Consider the following 21179-nt stretch of genomic DNA (forward strand, 5'->3'; position numbering starts at 1 on the left):
CATTTATTCTGGCTGAAGGTATTACGTATTGTATTGAAAGCATTAAGTCAGATGTCTGTGATTGGTATGCGCGTTTAGGCCCCGCTATGAGCAGACTGACGAATTGACGATTACACTTGGCGACGCAGTGCGCGATACATTTGCAAACGGTGGATCGCAGCGCTCGGGTTTCAGTGGCCGTCGTTTCCGAAAGGAATGAGCCGATATAGGCCGGCCGTGACGAAAAGCAGGCTGTACAAAATTCGAGTCGTGAAGTGTCGTTCGTTTCCGGGGATATTCATGACAGAAAGAAAATTGGGCTGGCAGGTCCGCATGGCGCGCGGCGCGTGCGCGGCCCTCCTGGCCCTTGGAGCAACAGGCGCGCACGCGGACCAATTCGGCATCCAGTTGGCGCCGGGTGTCGCGGGCTATGGCGTGAAGAAACTCGACCTCGGCCTGGTCTGGGATCCGGGGCTGCAGTGGTGGCATTTCGCGGGTTTTCATTTCACCGTGGTGGGCGAGGGGCACGTCGCTTATTGGGACTTGACGGAGAACGGCGCCTCGCACCCGAACATCTGGGAATTCGGCGTGACGCCGGTGTTTCGCATCATCAAGGACAGTGGGTGGATCAGGCCGTATTTCGAGGCGGGTGTGGGCGTGCGGCTGCTTTCGCACGTGCAACTCACGGGTGATCGCACCTTGTCGTCGGCATTCCAGTTCGCGGACATGGTGGGCCTGGGCGCGCAGTTCGGCGAGCATCAGAACTATCAGGCGGGCTTTCGCTTTCAGCACATCTCGAACGCCGACATCAAGACGCCTAACCCCGGCCTGAACTTCAGCGAAATCTACTTCCAGTACAACTTCTGAGCTGCATTGGGCTGCAGCTTGTCATACGCGTATCCGCAGCGAGCGGGGCGGCATGATAGTGCCCCCGTCGCGCAAATTCCGATCCGCCCTCGCAACCCGTTACACTATCGGTTCATGATGCAGTGCACCACGCGCACTGCATGGCCGGTTTTTTCCATTAGCGACGCACCGGCGTCGCAGACAATAAGTGAGGAGCAGGCATGGCAATCGAGACGGTTGGGATTGTGGGAGCGGGCACCATGGGCAACGGCATCGCGCAGGCGGTGGCCGTGTCGGGCCTGAAGGCCGTGATGATCGACGTGACGGACGCGGCGCTCGCACGAGGCGTGGCGACGCTCACGCACAGCCTCGAGCGGCTGGTTTCGAAGGGCAAGCTCGATGCGGCCGCCCGCGATGCGGCGCTCGCGCGCATCGAGACCAGCACCGACTACCAGCGTCTTGGCAGTGCCGACCTCGTGATCGAAGCCGCCACGGAGAACGGCGAACTCAAGACGCGCATCCTCAAGCAGATCGAAGCCGCCGCGCGTCCCGACGCGATCATCGCGTCGAACACCTCGTCCATTTCGATCACGACGCTCGCGACGACGCTGGCTGATCCGTCGCGCTTCATCGGCATGCACTTCTTCAACCCGGTGCCGATGATGCCGCTCGTCGAGGTCATTCGCGGCCTCCAGACGCGCCCGGACGTGGCCGATGCCGTGCGCGAGCTTGCGCTGCGCCTCGAGAAGACGCCCATCGCGGTGAAGAACTCGCCGGGCTTCGTCGTGAACCGCATTCTCGTGCCGATGATCAACGAGGCGTTCTTCGTGCTCGCCGAAGGTGTCGCGAGCGCCGAGGAAATCGATGCCGGCATGAAGCTCGGCGCGAATCATCCGATCGGGCCGCTCGCGCTCGCGGACCTGATCGGCCTCGACGTGTGCCTCTCGGTGATGGACGTGTTCCTGAAGGATTTCGGCGACTCGAAGTATCGTGCGTGTCCGCTGTTGCGCGAGATGGTGGCGGCTGGACAGCTCGGCCGCAAGACTGGCCGTGGCGTGTACCAGTACGACAAGGTTTCCTGAGGCCTTTTCCCGAGGTCTTTCCGGCACTTTGGTGCAGGCCGGCGCCTGATGTCCCTGTATGGCTCGCGCCTGCACTGCGCTTCATTCGCGCACAGTTAGTCTGTACTGCGTGAGCTGGCGGTAACTGCCGCCGGGGCGCAACACCACTTCATTGCATTCCGGTGCATCCATGTTGATCTGGTTCGGGAATCCGCCCGCTTCCAGGCACAGCGCGCCATGACGCACGCATGGCGCGCCGTGGCGCCCAGGCTGGCCCTCCAGATAATTTCCCGTATAGCACTGCAGGCCGCGCTGGTCGGTGGCGACCGTGAGTTCGCGCCCGCTGCCGGGCTCGTAGACACTCGCCACGGTGCGCACGGCAGGCGCATGGCCCGCTTGAGCGGCCTCGCGCAGGATGTAGCAGTGGTCGAAGCCGCACGCAAGCGCGATCTGCGCATGGGGCCAGTCGAGCCGCGCACCAAGCGGTGCGCCGTGGCGGAAGTCGAAGGCCGTGCCGCGCACGTCGGCCACGCGGATGGGGATCATCTGCGGATCGACTTCGAGGTACGCGTCGGCGTCGATGGTCAGGACGTGGCCGCGAATGTCCGTGCCCGGCTCGCCGCTGAGATTGAAATAGCCGTGGCTCGTCAGATTCAGCGCAGTGGGGGCGTCGCTGAGCGCTTCGTAATCGAGCGTGAGCGTGCCGTCGTCGTCGAGCGTGTAGCGGACTTGCACGTTCACGTTGCCCGGAAAGCCGGCGTCTCCCTCGGGCGAATCGAGCCGCAGCAGCAATGTGCCACGATCGTCCTCGGCTTGCCATATCGCGCGGTGAAACCCGTTCGCGCCGCCATGCAGCAAATTGCCGTTCTCGTTGCGATCGAGCGTGTAGTCGATGCCATCCAAAGTGAACCGCGCACCGGCAATGCGGTTGGCCCAGCGGCCGACGAGGCCGCCCATGCAGGTCGTGGCCGCATGGTACGCGGTGGGCGTGTCGTGGCCGAGCAGGATGTCGGCGAGCCGTCCCGTGCGATCGGGTGCGTACCAGCTCACCAGTGTCGCGCCCAGGTCGCTGATCTGCACTTTCATGCCCTGAGCGTTGCGCAGCGTGTAGAGCCGACAGGCGTCGCCGCCGGCCAGCGCACCCCAAGGTTCGGAAATCAATTGGGCGGTTCGGTTCATGTGGCGTCGGTCGGGAGAGTCGGAAGGGCCGTGGCCTGCGCTGCCTGCGCGCTCGGTTGAGGAGAGGCGGGCGCAGCGGTACTGGCGGGCTGCGCCACGCGGTCCTGATATTCGCGCGGCGTGCAGTCCAGTTCGCGCCGGAACACCGCATACATGTACTGGAGCGACGTGAACCCGCAGCGGATGGCCACTTCGGCACTCGATGCGTCGCGGCTCGCGAGCAGCGTTTTCGCGGCGTCGAGCTTGTGGCTCAGGATCTCCTGGTGGACCGTGCGGTGCAGTTCTCTGCGGAAATATTCTTCCAGCGACGAGCGCGACACGCCCACGTAATCGGCGACCTGCTCGGTCTTGATGCCCTGGCACGCGTACTGGCGGATGAAGTGGCGTGCACGCATCACGTGCGGACTGGACAGCGGTTCATGCCGCGTCGATTCCAGCACATTGATGCCGACGGGCGGAACCAGAATGCGCCGTCCCGGAAAACGTGCACCGCCGAGCATCTGGTGCAGCAGGTGCGCCGCCGTCTTGCCCATTTCCTCGGTGCCCTGAATGACCGAGGAAAGCGGGATGCGTGTGAGTGTGCGTGTGAGCGGGTCGTTGTCGATGCCGATGATCGCCACCTGTTCCGGCACTGCGATGCCGTGCATCAGGCAGGCCTGCAGCAGATGCCGGGCGCGCGCATCGGTCACGGCGATCACGCCGACGGGCTTGGGCAGCGCGTGGAGCCACGCGCTCAGTTGCTCGATGGCCTGGTTCCAGGACGGCGCACTGGTAGCCAGGCCGCGATAGACGGGCGCCTGAACGCCCTCTGCCTGCGCGAGCGCCTGGAAGGCCCGCTCGCGCTCCTGCGCCCAGCGGTTCTCCTGCGCGACAGGCAGGCTGTACATGGCGAGATGCGGCAGGCCCGCGCCGATCAAGTGCGTCCACGCGAGCGAGACGAGCTTGCGGTTGTCGGTGGCGATATAGGGCAGGGTGGCGGGGTACTGGGCCGGATCCTCGAACGACGAGCCGACCGCCACCACCGGCAGTGGGCAACCCGCAAGCGCGTTGGCAACGGCGGGATCATCGAAGTCGGCGATGATGCCGTCGCCGTCGAAGCGCTCGATGCCCGCGAGACGGCAGCGGAAGTCCTCTTCGAGAAAGAGGTCCCACGCCACGCGCGTCGAGCGCAGGTAATGGCCGATGCCCGCGATGATCTCGCGGTCGTACACCTTGTTCGCATTGAAGAGCAGCGCGATGCGATGCGCGGTCTGGGAAGCGGGGGCACGGGTCATGGCATGCGGTTCGGTTCTGCATGCGCTTGCTGGCGTTGCGGCAGGCGCTGTCGTCTCCAGTTCGGGCGCGGGGCTTGCTCGGCGCTTGTGCGTTGCTTGTACGCTTATGCGCGGCGAAGCGGCGCGCCACCTTTCAAGCGTCCCGGTATTCTAGGCCGTGCACGCGTGCCTGGCGGGCGGGTGGCAGGAAACGTTATGCAGGTCGCGCAATTTCGCAATTGCCGCCCTTCGGGCGATACGGGCAGTATGGCCTCAGTTCGCACGGCACGTGCCGTTGCGCCGCAACATGAGCGCTTTGCACGGGATCGCACCGGGTGCTCTGCATGGGGCCGGAGTCAGTACTCGAGCACTTACTCCGGCCGACAGCTCAAGCGCCAGGTGCGATCGACGGCTTTGCATGAGACGGGGGACACCATGTCGTATTTCGAAGCTATTCCAGCCATTCGCTACGAAGGCCCGCAATCGGACAATCCGCTTGCCTACCACTACTACGATCGCACGAAGAAGCTCCTCGGCAAGACGCTGGAGGAACACCTGCGCGTCGCGGTGTGCTACTGGCATACGTTCGTGTGGCCCGGCGGCGACATCTTCGGCCACGGCACTTTTCATCGTCCGTGGCATCAGCCCGGCGACGCGATGGAGCGCGCGCACCAGAAGGCCGACGCGGCATTCGAGTTCTTCACGAAGCTCGGCGTGCCGTTCTATACCTTCCACGACACCGACGTCGCGCCCGAAGGCAAGGACCTCAAGGATTACAAGGAGAACTTCGCGCGCATGGTGGATTACCTGGAGGCGAAGCAGCAGGCGAGCGGCATGAAGCTGCTGTGGGGCACGGCGAATCTGTTCTCGCACTCGCGCTATGCAGCCGGTGCGGCCACGAATCCGAACCCCGAGGTCTTCGCCTATGCGGCCACCCAGGTGTGCCACGCGCTCGACGCCACGCACCGGCTCGGAGGCGAGAATTACGTGTTGTGGGGTGGGCGCGAGGGCTACGAAACGCTGCTCAACACCGACCTCATGCGCGAGCGCGAACAGTTTGCGCGTTTTCTCTCGATGGTGGTCGAGCACAAGGCGCGCATCGGCTTCAAGGGCACGCTGCTGATCGAGCCGAAGCCACAGGAGCCCACCAAGCACCAGTACGACTACGATGTCGCCAGCGTCCACGGTTTTCTCACCCAATACGGACTGCAGAACGAAATTCGCGTGAACATCGAAGCGAATCACGCCACCCTCGCGGGTCATTCGTTCCACCACGAGATTGCGATGGCCTATGCGCTCAGCGTGTTCGGCAGCGTCGACGCCAATCGCGGCGACCCGCAAAACGGCTGGGACACCGATCAGTTTCCGAACAGCGTGGAAGAGCTCACGCTGGCGTTCTACGAGATCCTGCGCCACGGTGGCTTCACCACGGGCGGCATGAATTTCGATGCGAAGGTGCGGCGTCAGAGCGCCGATCCCGAAGACCTGTTCTATGGCCACGTGGGCGCGATCGATGTGCTCGCCCTCGCACTCGAGCGTGCGGCAGTGCTGGTCGAGAACGACCGACTCGAACAGTTCAAGCGTCAGCGCTATGCGGGCTGGGATACCGAACTTGGCCGCAAGATCCTCGCGGGCGGCTATTCGCTTGCGTCGCTGGCCGCCGATGCCGCCGCGCATGGCTTCAATCCGCAGCATGCGAGCGGCCAGCAGGAGCGGCTCGAGAACGTCGTCAATCAGGCGATCTACGCCCAGCGCTGAACGCACGTCGCGAGACGCACACGAGGAGCGCGCGAGAAGCGCACGAGAAACGAGAGGGGATGCAGACATGTTTATCGGTATCGACCTCGGCACATCGGGCGTGAAGGCCGTGCTGCTCGATCGCGCCGGCGACGTGCTCGGCAGCGCGAGCGCACCGCTCGCGGCGAGCCGGCCGCAGCCGCGCTGGTCCGAGCAGGCACCGCGGGACTGGTGGGACGCGGCACGCAGCGCGCTGCGCGAACTGCTGGACACGGTGCGCCGCAACGGCATCGACACGGCGCGTATCGAATCACTGGGCCTCACGGGCCAGATGCACGGCGCGACGTTACTCGATGCGAAGGGCGAGGTGCTGCGTCCGGCGATTCTCTGGAACGACGGTCGTTCGGATTCCGAATGTATCGAGCTCGAAAAGGCCGTGCCCGAGCTGCACGCGCTGGCCGGCAATCTCGCCATGCCGGGCTTCACCGCACCCAAGTTGCTCTGGGTGCGCAAGCACGAGCCCGACGTCTTCGCGCGCATCGCGCACGTGCTGCTGCCGAAAGATTATCTGCGCTGGTTGCTGACGGGCGTGTTCGCGACCGATCCTTCCGACGCCGCCGGCACGCTCTGGCTCGACGTGGCGAGGCGCGACTACAGCGACGCGCTGCTGTCCGCCTGCGGGCTGACGCGCGCGCAGATGCCCGAGGTCTTCGAAGGCAATGAAGTGACTGGCACGCTGCGCCCCGAGATCGCGCGCGAATTCGGCTTGCGCGAGATACCGGTGGTGGCGGGCGGCGGTGACAACGCGGCCGGCGCGGTGGGTGTGGGGATCGTGCGGCCCGGCGACGCGATGCTCTCGCTCGGGACGTCGGGCGTGTATTTCGCAGTCTCGGACGGCTTTCTCGCGAATCCGGATTCCGCGGTCCATAGCTTCTGCCATGCATTGCCGCATACCTGGCACTTGATGTCGGTGATACTCAACGCCGCGAGCTGCCTCGATTTCACGGCGCGTTTGACGGGTCACGAAAGCGTTGCCGCGTTGCTGGCCGACGCGCAGGCGCAGGCGGGCGCGGCACTCGATGCGCGCAGGCCCTGGTTCCTGCCTTATCTGAGCGGTGAGCGCACGCCGCACAACAACGTCAACGCGAAGGGCGTGTTCTACGGCATGACGCCTCAGACCACGCGCGCCGATCTCGCCAACGCGACACTCGAAGGCGTGGGCTTCGCGCTGCTCGACGGCATGGACGCGCTGCACGCGGCGGGTCTCGTGCCCGAGACGATCACGGTGATCGGCGGCGGCTCGCGCAGCGCGTGGTGGACGCAGATGCTCGCGGATATCAGCGGGCGTGCGCTCACGCTGCGTGCGGGCGGCGAGGTCGGTCCGGCATTGGGGGCGGCGCGCCTCGCGCATCTCGCGCTCGAGCCGCACGCGGCGCTCGACGCCGTTTGTCCGCAGCCGCCGGTCCTGGCCGTGCGCGAGCCCGACGCCGGGCGTCACGCGTGGTATCGCGAAGCGCGGCGACCGACGTTTCGCGCGCTCTATCGCGCGCTCGAACCCGTATTCAGCAGCGACGCGTTATAGACCTCCACGCCCCATTGCAGTTTTCGTATGACAAGACTGTGACGCAAGCTTGTGGAGTGTCGCTGTAAGGCAGCGTATCAACGCGCTCGCTTCACACGTTTCAATACACATTTGGAGCGTGCCGCCACTTTTCCTGCCACAATCGTTTCGTCGTGTGCCTCCGGTGCTTGCAGTCTATGATGCCGCCGGCCCGGCAACGCCTGGCGCAGCGCCGCGTCTTCTGCGCGGGCCGCCGCCGCTCTGTCACTTTTCCGGCGCATCTTCGCGATGCGCCGTGCCGTTTCGCATCACGCGCAACGGCGCCGAACTGGAGACAAGTCGACCATGCCTACCCTCTGTGAAATCTGCAATGCGCGGCCCGCTGTCGCGCGCGTGACGGTCGTGCAAAACGGCCAGCGCAAGTCCATGTCGATATGCGATTACGACTATCGGCAGTTGATGCGCCATCAAAGCGCGCTCAATCCGTTCGACTCGCTGCTGGGCGGCAGCGGTCTGTCGCGTTTCTTCGGCGGCCCGGACGGCGAGGGCGATCACGATGACGGAAGTGGGGGCTTCGAGGCGGAGGTGCCGCGCGAGTCCGTCGACGCCACGGACGCGTTTAGCGAGCAGACGCTCGAAATCCTGCAGCGCGCCGCAGAAAAGGCCCATGAGTTGCGGCGCACCGAGCTCGACACCGAACATCTGCTCTACGTGCTCGCCGATACCGACGTTTGTGCGGCACTCCTGAAGGAATTGAAACTCTCGCCGCAGGACATCAAAGGCTATATCGACCAGCACGCGCAACAGGGCAGCGCCGACCCCGACGCGCCCATCGACAAGATGACGATCTCGCCGCGCCTGAAGAAGGCGTTTCAGTTCGCGTTCCAGGCGTCGCGCGATCTGGGCCACTCGTACGTCGGTCCCGAGCATCTGCTGATCGGGCTGGCGGCGGTGCCGGACAGCATTGCCGGCACGTTGCTCAAAAAGTATGGCGTGACGCCCGAGGCGCTGCGCCAGAAGGTCGTCAAGGTGGTGGGCAAGGGCGCGGAAGACGGCCGCGTGGATGCGCCCACGGGCACCCCCACGCTCGACAAGTTCGGCCGCGATCTCACGGCCATGGCGCGCCAGGGCAAGCTCGATCCGGTGCTCGGCCGCGCGCTGGAGATCGAAAACACCATCGAAGTGCTTGCGCGGCGCAAGAAGAACAATCCGGTGCTGATCGGCGAGCCGGGCGTGGGCAAGACCGCCATCGTCGAAGGCCTCGCGCAGCGTATCGTGAACGGCGACGTGCCCGAGGTGTTGCGCGGCAAGCGGCTCGTCGAGGTGAACATCAATTCGATGGTCGCGGGCGCGAAGTATCGCGGCGAGTTCGAAGAGCGTGCAAAGCAGTTGATCGACGAGGTGACGGCCAAGCACGACGAGCTGATCCTCTTCATCGACGAGCTGCATACGATCGTGGGTGCCGGGCAGGGCGGCGGCGAGGGTGGCCTCGACATCGCGAACGTGCTCAAGCCCGCACTCGCGCGCGGCGAGTTGAGCCTGATTGGCGCGACCACGCTCAACGAGTATCAGAAGTACATCGAGAAGGACGCGGCGCTGGAGCGGCGCTTCCAGCCCGTGCTCGTGCCGGAGCCCACCGTCGAGCAGACGATCGTGATTCTGCGCGGCCTGCGCGACAAGCTCGAGGCGCACCATCAGGTCACCTTCGCCGACGACGCCTTCGTCGCGGCGGCCGAGCTCTCGGACCGCTACATCACCTCGCGCTTTCTGCCCGACAAGGCCATCGATCTGATCGATCAGGCGGCCGCGCGCGTGCGCATCGGCGCGACCTCGCGGCCGGCGGAGATCCAGGAGCTGGAGGCGGAGATCGCGCAGTGCAAGCGCGAACAGGACTATGCGGCCTCGCGCAAGCGCTTCGACGAGGCGAAGAACTTCGAAGAACGTATCAACGAAAAGAAGGCGAAGCTCGACGAGCTCACCGAGGCGTGGCAGCGCAAGACCGGCTCGGAGACGCTCGAGGTGACGGTCGCGTCCATTGCCGAAGTGGTCTCGCGTCTGACCGGCATCCCCGTGGCCGATCTCACGCAGGAAGAGCGGCAGAAGCTGCTGAAGATGGAGGAAAAGCTGCGCGAGCGCGTGGTCGGCCAGAACGACGCCGTGGTCGCGGTGAGCGACGCGGTGCGCCTCTCGCGTGCGGGCCTCGGCCAGGAGCACCGGCCGATTGCCACGTTCCTGTTCCTCGGGCCCACGGGCGTGGGCAAGACCGAGCTCGCGAAGGCGCTCGCGGAAACCGTGTTCGGCGACGAGCAGGCCATCATCCGCATCGACATGAGCGAGTATATGGAGCGCCATGCCGTTGCGCGCCTGATCGGCGCGCCGCCCGGATACGTGGGCTACGACGAAGGCGGCCAGCTCACCGAGCGCGTGCGCCGTCGTCCCTATAGCGTGATTCTGCTCGACGAGATCGAGAAGGCGCACCCGGACGTCTACAACGTGCTGCTGCAGGTGTTCGACGACGGCCGGCTCACCGACGGCAAGGGCCGCGTGGTTGATTTCAGCAACACGATCATCATCGCCACGAGCAATCTGGGCGCGCCGATCATCATGGAGAACCTCGAGCGTCCGGCCGCCTCGCGCATGAACGAAAAGGTGCTGAAAGACGAGCTCATGAAGGTGCTCAAGGGCCACTTCCGCCCTGAGTTTCTCAATCGTATCGACGAGATCATCGTGTTCCATGCGCTCTCGCGCGAGAACATTGAATCGATCGTGCAGATTCAGCTCGACCGCGTGAAGCGCACTGCGGCGGCGCAGGGCATCACGCTGAAGATGAGCGATGCGCTCGTCGCGCATCTGGTCGAGGCCGGCTATCAACCCGAGTTCGGCGCACGCGAGCTCAAGCGGCAGATTCGCCAGGAAGTGGAGACGCGGCTCGCCAGGGAGATGCTCGGCGACGCATTGCAAACGGGCGACACCGCCGAGATCGGCTACGACACGGCGAACCATGAAGTGACCATCAGCAAGATCGCCGTGCCGCCCGACGTGCCGGAAAACCAGCCCGCGAAGAAGGCCAAAGGCGATGGAAAGGGCGCGAAGCCGGACGTGAAGGAGGTCGCGCCGGAGCTCGCCGCAGATGACGCCGAGGGCGATCCGCCGCCGCCACCGCCGCCGAAGAAGGGCGGCAAGGGCGCGGGCAAGTCGAAGGCGGCCTGAGTCCGTAGTGGGGAAACCGGCGCCGTCGCGGCGCCGGTTTTGTTTCCTGCGAATGAATTCGGCATGCTGATTTAATGCGCTAGCCGATTTGCCACCACGCAGGCAGCAGTGCGCGCACGTCCGGCCGCGCGAAGCGGTCGTCGAGCAGATGCACGACGCCGCGGTCGTGTTCGGTGCGAATCACGCGGCCCGCGGCCTGCACGACCTTGCGCAGCCCGGGGATCAGATAGGTGTAGTCGAACCCGGCGCCGTAGAGCGATTGCATGCGCTCGCGCATCGCCTCGTTGACGGGATTCACCTGCGGCATGCCGAGCGTCGCGATGAAAGTGCCGATCAGGCGCGTGCCCGGCAGGTCGATGCCTTCGCCGAAGGCCCCGCCGAGCACCGCAAAGCCGATCCCGCAGCCGCCCTCCACGAAGCGCGCAACGAAGGCCTGCTGCTGCGCCTCGTCCATCGTGCGCGACTGCATCCATGTACTCACGTGCGGATGCCGCGCGACGAAGGCGTCGGCGGCGAGCTGGAGATAGTCGTAGCTGCTGAAGAAGCACAGGTAATTGCCGGGGCGCGCGTCGTATTGCCTTGCGACGCGCTCGACGAGCGCGTCGAGCGAGCGCTCGCGGTCCTTGTAGCGCGTGGAGATATCGCGCGCGATCCGCACGTCGAGCTGCTCGGCGCGAAACGGCGTGCCTATCTCCACGTTCACGGTGTTCGCGGGCAGGCCGAGCATCTCGGCGTAGTAGCGCGTGGGCGCGAGCGTCGCCGAAAAGAGCGTCACGCTATGGGCCGCCGCCATGCGCGCGCGCAGCGCGCCGGCGGGCACGATGTTGCGGATGCACAGCGTCGAGCGCGTGCGCTTCGCGTCCCGCGTGGCAAGCGGCGTGACGTCGAAGATCGATTGCGCGTCGAAGCGCTCGGCCATGCGCACGAAGTGCAGCGCGTCGAAATAGAAGCGTTCGAGTTCGGCGTCGCGCACGAGCGCCGGTTGCGCGAGCTGGTCGCCAATGGCGGCGATCACGTCGCCGAGCGCGGCAACGAGGCCTTCGGGCAGCGTCTCGCTCGCGCGCCACGCGTGCGGCTGCAAGGCGTTCTGCGCGTTCCATTGGCGCGCGAGGCGTGTCAGCGCCCGCTTCACGGGAGCGCTCGCGGCGCGGCGCACGGCGTCGAGGCGCGTTTGCACGAGCTCGGCGGAATACATCGCTCGGGCGCGTTCGGGCAGATTGTGCGCCTCGTCCACGAGCACGCTCGTGCGCCACTGGTTGTGCGCGCCGAGCATGAACAACATCGCGCTCACGTCGAAGTAATAGTTGTAGTCGCCGACGATCACGTCGCTCCAGCGCGTGAGCTCCTGGCCGAGGTAGTACGGACAGACGGCATGCTCGCGCGCGACCTCGCGCAACGCGGCGCGGTCGAGCCGCACGCGCGCGAGTGCGGCGGCGCGCGCGGCGGGCAGGCGGTCGTAAAAGCCGCGTGCGAGCGGGCACGATTGCCCGTGACATGCGAGGTCCGGGTGCTCGCAGGCTTTGTCGCGCGCGACCAGTTCGAGCACGCGCAGCGGCAGCGGGGCGGCGTCGCGCGGCTCGCCATCGCGGGCTTCGCCATCGACTTGAGCGGCGGCCAGTGTGTCGAGCGCGTCGAGCGCGAGCTGCCGTCCCGGGCTCTTCGCGCTCAAGAACAGCACCTTGTCGATGCCGGCGCGCGCGCAGGCCTTCAGTTGCGGGAACAGCGTGCCGATGGTCTTGCCGATGCCGGTGGGCGCCTCGATGAGCAGGCAGCGTCCTTGCGTGGCTGCGCGCCACACGGCCTCGGCGAGATCGCGCTGGCCCTCGCGGAAGGTGGCATGCGGCAGGCGCAAGGCCGCGAGCGCCAGGTCGCGCGCCGCGCGATGCGCGCTCTCCTGTTCAGCCCACGCGATGAAGCGCGCGCACTGCGACTCGAATTCGGCGCGCAGCTGCTGGGCGCTCGCGTGCTCGACGAGCGCCGTCTCGCGTCCCGAGCCAATCTCGTAGTAGACGAGCGCGAGCTCGAGCGCGTCGAGGCCGAGCTGCTCGCATATCAGCGCGCCATAGACACGCAATTGCGCCCAGTGTAGCGCGCGCTGATTCTCGCGCATCGCCTCCAGATCGCCGCGATAGGTCTTGAACTCTTCGAGCCGTTGGCGTGCCGGGTCGTAGCCGTCGGCGCGGCCGCGCACGGTGAGCGTGCCGAATACGCCTGTGAGCGCGATTTCGGTTTCGTAGCCTGTGGGCCGGCGGGCGGCGATCGCGGCGTGGCCGGCGCGGCCTTCGCTCGCATCGGGCGAGGGCGTGAAGCGCAGGTCGAGGTCGCCGCGTTTCGCGGTGAACTCGCAGAGCGTACGGACCGCGACGGTGTAGCTCATGGCGTGGGCGCAGCCGGGGTGCTTTCCGGCGCCGCCCAGCGCACTTGCAGCACCGTCACGGGCAGGCCGTGTGCCGCGCAGTAGGCGAGCCAGCGGCGCTGGTTGTCCTGCAGCCGGTCGCCGGGGCCCTTCACCTCGATCAGCTCGTAGCGTCGCTCGCGCGGCCAGAAGCGCACGAGGTCGGGCAGGCCCGAACGGTTCGCGCCGGGCTCGCGCAGCAGGCGCTCGAACCAGAGCTTCAGGTGGGCGGCGGGAAAGCAGTCGAGCGCCAGCGCGAGCAGCGCGGCGTCGAGCGCGGGCCACGCAACGTAGGGTGACTGGATGCCGTACTTCTGCGTGAAACGCTGCTCGATGGTCGCGCGATAGGTGCCGGTCTCGAATTCGGCGAGACACGCGGCGAAGAGCCCGGCGCGCCGGGACACGAACTCGGTGGCGTGCAGGTCGGCGGGGCCGCGCTGGAACGGATGGAAGAACGCGCCCGGCAGCGGCGCGAAGAGCGCGGGCCAGCAGAGCAGGCCGAAGAGGCTGTTGATGAGCGCGTTCTCGACGTAGAAGACGGGCGCGTCGGCGCGCTCGAGCGTGCGGCGCGCGGCTTCCTCCACGCGCAGGCCGGCCCAGGCGTCGGGGAGCGTGAGCTCGGCGCTCGCGAATGTCGGCGTGCCGGGCGTTGTCGGCGTTTGTGCCGTGGCGCGCCGCCGCTGCAGGCGTGCGAGCGTGCGCGTCGCGCGTTGCGCTTCCTCTTCGTTCGCGGGCGCGCCGGCAATGGTCTGGGCGAGCGCGAGCGCTTCGTCGCGTCGGTCGAGTTGCTCGAGCACGCGCACGCACCGGTAGCGCGATTCGGGGTGACCGCAGTCGGCATAGGCGCGCCATGCCAGCGCCGGCTCGCCCAGACGCTCGGCTGCCTGGCCCGCCGCGTGGCGCACCCGGTCGTGACGCGAGCGCAGCCAGTCGTTGTGCCGGGTGCGCGGCGCAAGGGTGTCGAGCGTATCGAGCGCAGTGCCGAGGGCGGTGACGGCGCTCGCCGCGTCCGGAGCGAGATCGAAGGACTCGCGGCAGTCGCGCAGCGTGAGATACGCGTCGATATCGGCGCGCTGCTGAAACGCGCGCGAGGCGCTGTCGAGCGGCACCGGTTCGTAGCGGTAGACGCCGAGGTCGGCAAGCACGAACTCGGACCAGTCCTGCCGCAGGTTGCCGAAGAACATCAGCCTGAGCCGCTCACACAGCGGCGCGGCCACCAGATGGAACACGGTATCGGCCGTGCCAGGAAACCACGCGGACCATTCGCGCGCTTCGGGTGCGGCGGCTTGCAGGGCTTCGAGTGTTCCGGCGCGCGTGGCGCGTGTGGCCGGTATGGCGCGTGCGGCAGCGCCGGTGTGCTGCGCGCTCGCTGGCTTGGGCACATCGGAGGAATCAGCAGCATCAGGCGCATTGGCCCCCTCGGGCGTGCCTTGCGCCTGCGCGCAGGCTGCGAGCCGTGCGGCGAGCGTTTGCAGTTCGGCTTTGGTAACGAGCGCCGCGAGCGCATCGAGCGCGAGCACGGGCGCGGCGTCCAGCCAGCCCGCCTCCACAAGGGGCGCCGCCGCCGCGCGCGGACAGCCAATCTCGGCGTAGTCGAGCTTGCTCGCGCGAAAATGCGGGCCCTTGCGCATGAGCATGCGCACGAACAGCGCGCGCGAGGCCCGCGGCAGGGCGCCGAAGCCCTGCACGAAGCGCTGTTCGGCTTCGTCGAACAGGTCGGCGCAGCGCGCATCGAGCGAGGCGAGCGCGCGCTCGAAGTTCGCGAGGTAATAGAACGGATCGGGAGATTCGGGAAGCACGCGCGGCACTGTACGGATATACAGCCGCGATAATAACAGGCCCGCGCGGCCCGCGAGCGCCGTTCGCAGAGCCCGATGCGCGTCGGGTCTTCGCAGGCTCTACGCTACAATTGCCGCAGCCTGAAAACCGAACCGCGCAAGAAGCGCAACAAGAGCGATGAACAAACGGAAAGCCTGCCTCGTCGGCCTCGCCGCCGGTGCCACTCTGCTCGCGGGATGCGTCGCGCAGTACCAGAACCCCAGCGCATGCGAGCATGAAATGCGCACCCGGCTCGTCAACGCGTCGCTGGGCCAACTGACCGTCACGCATACCGCGGTGGCGTATCGCGGCAAGCGTGTTGTCGTCGAAGGCGCGCTCGCTCGCGGCGCGCTGCCGGCATCGGGCGTGCTCAGCCCAGAGGCTGTCGCCGCCGTCACCGGTGCGCCGGTGGCTGCCACCGCCGGCGCCTCGGGCGTGAGCGCGGCGAGTGCCGCCGTGGCTTCCGCTTCGACGGGAGCTTCGGCGGCATCGGCATCGTCGGTCGCTTCGTCGGCGCAGCACGCGACGGTGGCGTCGGCGGCGTCCGGAGCAGCCGTAGCGTCCGCAGCTTCCGCGGCATCCGGAGCCGCCGTGGCATCTGCTGCATCTGCGGCATCGGCAGCCGCGCCGGTCGCGGAAAGCAAGCCCACCACGCCGATGGCGGCGCTGGCCGTGAAGCTGGGTCTGCACAAGGCCCCGCGCCCGACCACCGCCGCCGAATGCACCTATGACAAGACGGGTAGCCTCACGTCGTTCCGCTGGCTCTCGCCGGCCGCACTCGCGAAGACCACGCCCGCGCCCGACGCCAACGACGAGTAACCGGCACCGGCACCGCACCCGCTTGCCCCACGCTCAGAACGCGAAATACGGCCCCGCGCCCGCGGGCGTCACCTCGGCTTCGATGGCCGTGTAGATGCGCCGCCCGAAGAAAAACGGCAATCCCCAGCCGAACATGTTGCCGTTGTAGCCCGCCAGGTTGTCGAACGCCCAGTTGCCGCTCGCGAGCAGCGATTGTGCATTGGCGACCGGGAGCGAGGCCGCGGCGCTCACACCATCCGTGCCCTCGATCGTCGCGCCGATGCTGAGCGGCGCGCCCGGGCAGTACCACACGCCACAGCGCGTGAGTGCCGCGTCCGCGAAGAAAAAGCCGTTCGAGCCGCTATCCAGATAGCTCAGCGGATAGACCGAGCCGTCCGAGGTCGTGGTCGACACGAAGCCCGTCACCGTGTTCGCGCGCAACACCGTCGCGCCGCCGAGCGCGTTGTTCGACTGCGAGCCGATGCCGAATATCAGCGATCCGCTCACGGTGCTCTGGCCTGAGTCGGGCACCGCGGGCAGATCGAGCACGACGCCGTTATTGTCCGTGGCAAACGCCGCGACGGGATTGCTCACCTGCTGCGCGAGCGGCTGCGCACTCGCCGTGCAGTTGCCGGAAGGGCATGCGTAGTACCACGAACTATTCGGCTGATTCACGCAGGCCGCGCCGCAGTCGGCGTTAAAGGGCCCGACACCGAGGATGCCGTTCGCGCGCAGCGCCGTGGTATTGATCATCGCGAGCCCGAAGCCCTCGCAGACGCTCGGCGTGGTCGGCACGGACGGGTCGGCGATCACCTGGATCGGCAGCGCGGGGGCCACTTCGCCCGCGAGCCGCACGTCGGCGCTGCGCACTGCGCCCCACGTGTAGCCGCTGCCGAAGGCCGCACATTCGCCCGCGGGCGACGAGCCGGAACCCGCGGCCACCGATGGCAGCGCGAACCCGGCCGGCAGGGCCGATGCGAGCAGACGGAGGCCCTGCGAGCCGGTGTCGACCTGCACGTTGTCGACGGTCGCGCAGGTGCTCGTGCCCGGCACGCACACGGTCACGCTCGCCATGAGCATGTTGCGCGTCGAGGTGGGCGTGGCGGCGACGCTGACCGCGACGACATTGGGCGTCGTCGATTGCGGGACGGTGCCCGACGTGCTCGAACCGCTCGGGGCCGGCGAACTCGCCGCGGCCGGAGCCGAGGCCGCGGGCGCGCTTGCGGCGGCGGGCGAGCTCGCCGGGACCGTGGCGCCTGTCGTGCTGCTGCCGCCGCCTCCACCGCATCCCGCGAGCACCGCGGCGAGGATGCCTGCGAGCACGAACGCGCGGGCGTCCGTTTGTACGCTCCGGATGGAAACGCGTTCCAGAACGCGTTGCGCGGGCGTGCTCATCGCAGATCTCCCTCGCTGACGCCCGCGGGCAGCCACGCGCGCCCGATATAGCTGCGCATGTGCCCGCCGGACTCGACGACGACCGTGGGCGTATCCACGCGCGCGGCGTGCAGGCCGTCGCGTCCGCTGGCATGCAGCGCGGCAGCGCCGCTGCGCCACGCGGCGGCGTAGCGGCCGAGCAGCACATCGAGATCCGGCGGGGTGGGGCCTTGCCACACATAGGCGAAGATTTCGCCGCTGCTGGCGGCGATGTACTCGTTAAAGTGCGTGCCGCCCGCGTCGACGTAGCTCGTCATGCGCGCCGCCCCGCCCGCGAGCGTCTGGGTGGTCGATGCCGGTGTTGGCGGAAGCCCGGACGCAACCGTGTCGCCGAGCGCGGCGTGGGCCGGTGCGGCGCCGGCCGCGAGGCACGAGAAGAGGCAGGCGCTGGCCGCGGCGCGGCTCGCCTGCAAGCATCTCCAAATTCTCATCAAACTCTCCGTGTGTCGTTCTTCGGACTTATCTCTTTTTTGAGGGGGAAATTAGCACCGGGTCGCGCGCACAAGACCGGAACGACTCAAATGCCGACTTGCGCAAACTTGACCGCCTGGCGCCATTCCTCGTAAGGCGTTGATCAAAAAAGGGATTTGCCTGATTTCAGGGACCGGAGAGTGTTTTCTAAAATGTTGATAAACGTTACGTTCAGGGCGTCAAACCGATGACAAAATCGGCTGAACAGCCCGCCGCTCGCCGCCTGGCGGCCCGGTTTGCGCATCCGGCTTGCGCCCGGCAGCGCCGCCGAACTGCGGTTTTTGCACAGCACGGCCTGTCGCCGGTAAAATGGCTGGTTGATCCACGGAAACTAGCCCGTGGCCTAGCCGAAGGGATTACCCGAACATGAGTGATTTTCACCAACGTCTTGCCGCTCGCGCCTTCGCGCTCCTGATGGCGGGCGGGCTGGTCGCCGGCTGCAGTTCGCCGACGCCCGGCAAGATCGATTACCGCAGTGATGGAAAGGCGAAGCAGGCTTCGCTGGCCGTTCCGCCGAACATGCTCGACGAAACGTCCGACCAGCGCTCGATGGCCCCGCAAGGCGGGGAAACGTCGCTGTCCTCGCTCAAGCAGACCCAGGCCGCGGCGCCCCCGTCCGACCAGACCCAGGTGCTGCCGCAAGTGCCGGGCATGCATATTCAGCGTGATGGCACGGAAAGCTGGCTCGTCATCGACAATCGCACGCCTGACCAGGTCTGGCCGCAGGTGCGCCGCTTCTGGCAGGAGCAGGGCTTCCTGCTGGTGGTCGACCAGCGCGACAAGGGCGTGATGGAGACCGACTGGAACGAGACCCATCCGAAGATCAACGACGGCCTGATCCGCAACTCGCTGTCGTGGGCCACGGGCAACTCGTACGTTACCGCGGAGCGCAACAAGTACCGCACGCGTCTCGAAACCTCGCCCACCGGCGGCACATACATCTTCATCAGCCAGAAGGGTCTGAGCGAGCAGCTGAGCGGCACCAACAACGACACCAGCAAGTGGGAGCCGAAGCCCAACGATCCGGCGCTCGAAACCGAGTACCTCAAGCGGCTCATGATGACGCTCGCGAACGCCAAGCCGGGCGTGCCCGACGCGCAGATCGCCGCCGAGGCCGACGCGAAGGCGAACGCAAAGGACGCGACATCCAAGGCTCCCGACGCGGCTGCGGCCGCCGTCGCGGCGCAGAACGCCGCCGCGGCAGGCCAGAGCGCGCCGGCTACGTCGTCCTCGGCGAACAGCCCGGCTGGCGGCCAGTACACGTCGACCGAGCTCACGCTCGCCGAGCCGTACGACCGCGCATGGCTGCGTGTGGGCATTGCGCTCGACCGCGCGAACTTCACGGTGGACGACCGCGACCGCGCGAAGGGCATCTACTACGTGCGCTACGTCGACCCGCAGGACATGAGCTCGGCGGAGCAGGGCTTCTGGAACCAGATCTTCCATGGCCGCAAGGAAAAGATCGCGAAGCAGTACAAGCTCAACGTGCGCGCAGTGACCGATAACCAGACCCGCGTGGCGGTCGTCGACGACAGCGGCCAGATCGATTCGTCGCGTCCGGCTCGCGAGATCATGGGCATCGTGGTCGAAGAGCTGCAGTAAGCCCCCTCGTATTGCAGCGCGCGGCACACGGGCCGCCGCCAGCAATCGACACAAGAACCGCCTGCGAATCGAGTGATTCGCAGGCGGTTTTTTTACGCCCCGAGGTGCCGCACGGCGCCTTCAATGAGGCGGAATCATCCACGTGAACACGTTCTGCTGCAGCCACACGAGCATGCCGAGCACCACCGTGAGCAGGATCGAGTGCTTGAAGGTCTTCGCGAAGACGTGGCCTTCCTTGCCCTTGAGGTCGGTGGTGGCCACGCCCGTCGAAATGTTCTGCGGCGAGATCATCTTGCCCATGACGCCGCCCGACGAATTGGTTGCCGCCATCAGCACGGGGTCGAGGTTGAGCTGGTGCGCGGCTACGACCTGGAGATTGCCGAACAGCGCGTTGCCCGAGGTGTCGCTGCCCGAGAGGAACACGGCCACCCAGCCGAGGAATGCCGAGACGAGCGGAAAGAGCGCGCCCACCGAGGCGACGCCGAGACCGAGCGTGTAGGTGAGGCCCGAGTAGTTCATCAGGAAAGCGAGCCCGACGATGGTCGCGACGGTCAGGATGGCGATGCGGGTCTGCACCCACGTATCGACGATTGCGCCGCCGAAATCGGCGGGCTTCAGGCGCACGACAAGCGCCGTGATGATCGCCGCGAGCAGGATCGCGGTGCCCGTGCCGAGCGGCTGGAAGTCCCAGATCGCGCCATACGGTGTCTTGTACAGCGTGATGTAGACGGCCTTGTTGAGGCCCGGCCATGGCACCTTCACGTCGCCGATCGCGAACACCTTGGCGATGGTCCAAAGGATCACGACCACGGCCACGATGATCCACGGATACCAGCCCTGCGCGCCCGGCACGGCGCCGCGCACTTCCTTCGCGCGGTCGACCTTGATTTCGAAGCGCGGGTCGGGCGCGGGCTTCCAGACGCGCAGGAACAGGATCGTGAGGATCAGCGAGACGAGCGACGAGAGCACGTCTGTGAGGCTGTAGTTGATGAAGTTCGCCGTGACGAACTGCGTGATCGCGAAGCTGCCGCCCGAGACCAGCAGCACCGGCCAGATGCGCAGCATGCCGCCCACGCCCGCGTAAATGGCAATCACGTAGAAGGGCAGCGCCAACGCGAAGAACGGCAGCTGGCGGCCGACCATCTGGCCGAGCGCATCGGCGGGCAGGTGGGTGACCGCGCCGAGCACCGTGATCGGCACGCCGAGCGCGCCGAACGCCACCGGCGCCGTGTTGAAGATCAGCGTGAAGGTGAGCGCTTCGAGCGTCGGGAAGCCGAGCATGATCAACAGCGAGCTCGTGATCGCGACGGGCGTGCCGAAGCCCGAGATGCCTTCGAAGAGCGCGCCGAACGAGAAGCCCACCACCACGAGCACGATGCGCCGGTCGTTGGGCAGATTGTCGAGCAGCCACATGCGAAAGGCCGCGAAGCGGCCCGAGCGCAGCGCGATGTTGTAGAGCAGGATGGCGGTGACGACGATCCACATGACCGGCCATAGCGCGAAGACCACGCCGTTGAGCACCGCGCTGATGGCGAGATTGACCGGAAACTGCCAGCCCGCGATGGCCACGGCGAGACCGACGACGAGGCCCGCGAGCGAAGCCTGCCACGCGGGCCGGCGCGCCCAGCCGAGCAGGATGAGCACCACGGCGATCGGCAGCACCGCCACGATGAACGACAGGAATAGCGAGTTGCCGATGGGAGTCAACAGCTGATGGAACATGACGTCTCCTTTGTGCTGATTCGTATCGGCGCATCGATGCGTGCGTGCGCAAGGGTGTGCCGGGCGTGGCGTCGACGGTGCGCGCGGCGCCCGCGAAAGAACCGGAGCGCCGT

At 66.8% G+C, this 21179-nt stretch carries 15 protein-coding genes; 7 read left to right on the top strand and 8 right to left on the bottom strand.

The features are described from left to right. Positions 1-279: 279 nt before the first annotated feature. Together BO1_RS06215 and BO1_RS06220 are read left to right on the top strand one after the other, a co-directional pair. On the top strand, positions 280-846 hold the full coding sequence (locus tag BO1_RS06215) for an acyloxyacyl hydrolase (protein WP_052409370.1): 567 nt from the start codon (positions 280-282) through the stop codon (positions 844-846). 200 nt (positions 847-1046) lie between these two features. After that, entirely contained in the window at positions 1047-1907 is an 861-nt protein-coding gene (locus BO1_RS06220; RefSeq protein WP_028216816.1) for a 3-hydroxybutyryl-CoA dehydrogenase, read from the top strand. 81 nt (positions 1908-1988) lie between these two features. Here BO1_RS06220 and BO1_RS06225 read toward each other — a convergent pair whose 3' ends face one another. Together BO1_RS06225 and BO1_RS49885 are read right to left on the bottom strand one after the other, a co-directional pair. After that, positions 1989-3065, bottom strand: a complete 1077-nt coding sequence (locus tag BO1_RS06225) for an aldose epimerase family protein (protein ID WP_028216817.1) — start codon at positions 3063-3065, stop codon at positions 1989-1991. Continuing rightward, on the bottom strand, positions 3062-4339 hold the full coding sequence (locus BO1_RS49885; RefSeq protein WP_084687784.1) for a XylR family transcriptional regulator: 1278 nt from the start codon (positions 4337-4339) through the stop codon (positions 3062-3064). Before BO1_RS49885 ends, BO1_RS06225 begins: the two co-directional genes overlap by 4 nt. Before the next feature lie 414 nt (positions 4340-4753). Here BO1_RS49885 and xylA point away from each other — a divergent pair, with 414 nt between their 5' ends. From xylA to BO1_RS06245, 3 genes are all read left to right on the top strand, one after another. Further along, positions 4754-6076 carry a xylose isomerase gene (gene xylA / locus BO1_RS06235; protein ID WP_028216818.1) on the top strand — a complete coding sequence of 441 codons (1323 nt, stop codon included), beginning with the start codon at positions 4754-4756 and terminating at the stop codon, positions 6074-6076. Between the two features lie 67 nt (positions 6077-6143). Further along, positions 6144-7637, top strand: coding sequence for a xylulokinase (gene xylB / locus BO1_RS06240; RefSeq protein ID WP_028216819.1), 1494 nt, complete (start codon positions 6144-6146; stop codon positions 7635-7637). 324 nt (positions 7638-7961) lie between these two features. Beyond that, entirely contained in the window at positions 7962-10826 is a 2865-nt protein-coding gene (locus BO1_RS06245; RefSeq protein WP_028216820.1) for an ATP-dependent Clp protease ATP-binding subunit, read from the top strand. A gap of 79 nt (positions 10827-10905) precedes the next feature. Here the strand turns inward: BO1_RS06245 and BO1_RS06250 are convergent, their stop codons facing one another. Next, positions 10906-13203: an ATP-dependent DNA helicase gene (locus BO1_RS06250; RefSeq protein ID WP_028216821.1), complete on the bottom strand. Its 2298-nt coding sequence runs from the start codon at positions 13201-13203 to the stop codon at positions 10906-10908. Continuing rightward, complete coding sequence (locus BO1_RS06255; protein WP_028216822.1) at positions 13200-15020, bottom strand: VRR-NUC domain-containing protein; 1821 nt, start codon at positions 15018-15020, stop codon at positions 13200-13202. The genes BO1_RS06250 and BO1_RS06255 overlap by 4 nt, the downstream gene beginning before the upstream one ends. Positions 15021-15177: 157 nt before the next feature. Here BO1_RS06255 and BO1_RS56220 point away from each other — a divergent pair, with 157 nt between their 5' ends. Beyond that, positions 15178-15858, top strand: a complete 681-nt coding sequence (locus BO1_RS56220) for a hypothetical protein (protein ID WP_052409371.1) — start codon at positions 15178-15180, stop codon at positions 15856-15858. Between the two features lie 33 nt (positions 15859-15891). Here BO1_RS56220 and BO1_RS06265 read toward each other — a convergent pair whose 3' ends face one another. From BO1_RS06265 to BO1_RS58860, 3 genes are all read right to left on the bottom strand, one after another. Further along, positions 15892-17232: a DUF3443 domain-containing protein gene (locus BO1_RS06265; protein ID WP_052409372.1), complete on the bottom strand. Its 1341-nt coding sequence runs from the start codon at positions 17230-17232 to the stop codon at positions 15892-15894. Next, a complete protein-coding gene (locus BO1_RS06270) occupies positions 17229-17702 on the bottom strand; it encodes a DUF2844 domain-containing protein (protein WP_063744665.1) in 474 nt (157 codons plus the stop codon). The genes BO1_RS06265 and BO1_RS06270 overlap by 4 nt, the downstream gene beginning before the upstream one ends. Before the next feature lie 143 nt (positions 17703-17845). Next, a complete protein-coding gene (locus BO1_RS58860) occupies positions 17846-18034 on the bottom strand; it encodes a hypothetical protein (protein WP_156992160.1) in 189 nt (62 codons plus the stop codon). Between the two features lie 74 nt (positions 18035-18108). On the opposite strand from BO1_RS58860, the gene bamC reads away from it, so the two are divergent. Beyond that, positions 18109-19344: an outer membrane protein assembly factor BamC gene (gene bamC / locus BO1_RS06275; protein WP_028216825.1), complete on the top strand. Its 1236-nt coding sequence runs from the start codon at positions 18109-18111 to the stop codon at positions 19342-19344. A 120-nt stretch (positions 19345-19464) separates the two neighbouring features. Here the strand turns inward: bamC and BO1_RS06280 are convergent, their stop codons facing one another. After that, positions 19465-21066: an L-lactate permease gene (locus BO1_RS06280; RefSeq protein WP_028216826.1), complete on the bottom strand. Its 1602-nt coding sequence runs from the start codon at positions 21064-21066 to the stop codon at positions 19465-19467. Positions 21067-21179: the final 113 nt, after the last annotated feature.

Origin of the sequence: Paraburkholderia oxyphila NBRC 105797 (assembly GCF_000685075.1) — a bacterium.
Classification (GTDB): domain Bacteria; phylum Pseudomonadota; class Gammaproteobacteria; order Burkholderiales; family Burkholderiaceae; genus Paraburkholderia; species Paraburkholderia oxyphila.

Excerpts from the sequence above, each read along its gene's own strand:
- BO1_RS06215 (WP_052409370.1), top strand. The coding sequence starts at position 280 with ATGACAGAAAGAAAATTGGGCTGGCAGGTCCGCATGGCGCGCGGCGCG.
- BO1_RS06220 (WP_028216816.1), top strand. The coding sequence starts at position 1,047 with ATGGCAATCGAGACGGTTGGGATTGTGGGAGCGGGCACCATGGGCAAC.
- BO1_RS06225 (WP_028216817.1), bottom strand. The coding sequence starts at position 3,065 with ATGAACCGAACCGCCCAATTGATTTCCGAACCTTGGGGTGCGCTGGCC.
- BO1_RS49885 (WP_084687784.1), bottom strand. The coding sequence starts at position 4,339 with ATGACCCGTGCCCCCGCTTCCCAGACCGCGCATCGCATCGCGCTGCTC.
- xylA (WP_028216818.1), top strand. The coding sequence starts at position 4,754 with ATGTCGTATTTCGAAGCTATTCCAGCCATTCGCTACGAAGGCCCGCAA.
- xylB (WP_028216819.1), top strand. The coding sequence starts at position 6,144 with ATGTTTATCGGTATCGACCTCGGCACATCGGGCGTGAAGGCCGTGCTG.
- BO1_RS06245 (WP_028216820.1), top strand. The coding sequence starts at position 7,962 with ATGCCTACCCTCTGTGAAATCTGCAATGCGCGGCCCGCTGTCGCGCGC.
- BO1_RS06250 (WP_028216821.1), bottom strand. The coding sequence starts at position 13,203 with ATGAGCTACACCGTCGCGGTCCGTACGCTCTGCGAGTTCACCGCGAAA.
- BO1_RS56220 (WP_052409371.1), top strand. The coding sequence starts at position 15,178 with ATGAACAAACGGAAAGCCTGCCTCGTCGGCCTCGCCGCCGGTGCCACT.
- BO1_RS06265 (WP_052409372.1), bottom strand. The coding sequence starts at position 17,232 with ATGAGCACGCCCGCGCAACGCGTTCTGGAACGCGTTTCCATCCGGAGC.
- BO1_RS06270 (WP_063744665.1), bottom strand. The coding sequence starts at position 17,702 with ATGAGAATTTGGAGATGCTTGCAGGCGAGCCGCGCCGCGGCCAGCGCC.
- bamC (WP_028216825.1), top strand. The coding sequence starts at position 18,109 with ATGAGTGATTTTCACCAACGTCTTGCCGCTCGCGCCTTCGCGCTCCTG.
- BO1_RS06280 (WP_028216826.1), bottom strand. The coding sequence starts at position 21,066 with ATGTTCCATCAGCTGTTGACTCCCATCGGCAACTCGCTATTCCTGTCG.